This is a genomic window from Vibrio sp. Vb0937 (genome assembly GCF_033338855.1).
Genome location: NZ_JAWOTK010000285.1, coordinates 1 through 1,224 on the forward strand (window position 1 = coordinate 1; position 1,224 = coordinate 1,224).

Annotated in this window: 1 protein-coding gene; it reads left to right on the forward strand. The window is 43.5% G+C overall.

Features of this window, described 5'->3' with window-relative positions:
- Window positions 1–195 precede the first annotated feature (195 nt).
- Complete coding sequence (locus R7P67_RS25110; protein WP_203511763.1) at window positions 196–1,062, forward strand: DUF72 domain-containing protein; 867 nt, start codon at window positions 196–198, stop codon at window positions 1,060–1,062.
- Window positions 1,063–1,224: the final 162 nt, after the last annotated feature.

Below are 1,224 nucleotides of genomic sequence, written 5' to 3' on the forward strand. Positions count from 1 at the left end.
TACGCTGAAAGTCTATGAAAATCGACTACTCAACATACAATTAAGTGTGTTTTATCATTCACTGGTGCTTTTTAGTACAACAAATGTTCAAAAGCGCACCAAAGCGAAAAAATTGGTGGGGATTATAGCGTGAAATTACCTATTTCAGCAAAACTCTCGTAAAGTGCGTACAGGAGATACAAACAATAAAGAATGATGGATAATTTACCCCTTCGACTTGGTTTAACCATGTGGTCTCACAACCAATGGCAACAAAGCTTTTACGGTAGTGGAACTAAACCTGCTGAGCGTTTAGAAAAATACGCTCAGGTATTTCATACTGTGGAAGGAAATACCACCTTTTACGCCACGCCGACACACAACACGGTGCAAAATTGGAAAGCGGCAACGCACGACGATTTTAAGTTTACGTTTAAGCTCCCTAAGGCTATCACTCATGAACAAATGCTAAGAGGCTGCAACGAGCAACTTCGTGATTTTATGAAAATCATGGAGCCCCTGCATGAGCGCGTCGGTCAATGGACGATACAACTCCCAGCAGCTTTTGGCCCAGAGTATCTTGAACGTTTGAAAAAGTTTTGCGCCAGTTTCCCGCCTAACTTTCCACTGGGCGTAGAAGTACGTCATATGGCCTTTTTCTCTAAAGGCGAGGAAGAGCGAGCGCTTAATCAGTGGTTGGTGGAAAACGGTATTGACCGAATAATCATGGATAGCCGCCCTGTGTTTGCGGCAAAGCCTGACAATGAAGCCATCATTGATGCTCAAATGAAGAAGCCCAAAGTTCCCGTTCATGCGATTGCAACCGCTTCACACCCGATGATTCGTTTTATTGGCCATCCGGAAGAACAACAAAATTACGACTTCTTTGTGCCTTGGCTAAGTAAATTGCCACAATGGATTGCGGAAGGTAAACAACCATATGTGATGATTCACACAGCAGACAATATTATTGCACCTGAGCTGGCAGCGAACATTTACAAGAATCTACAAAAGCATGTCACCCTGCCAGATTTAGCCCCCTTCCCTGCCAATGATGGCAACTCGCAGTTACAGATGTTCTAACAATAATTTGCTCAACGCATGACAGAGGCGCGAATTTCTCATAAAATACGCGCCTTTTTTGATGCCTGACGTTTTTGAAGACTAGACTAACTAGTTTTTTGAAGACGAATCGCCCCGTCAGCTTGTATGCAGAGATTTGGTTATGAACCCTAAGAGCAATCC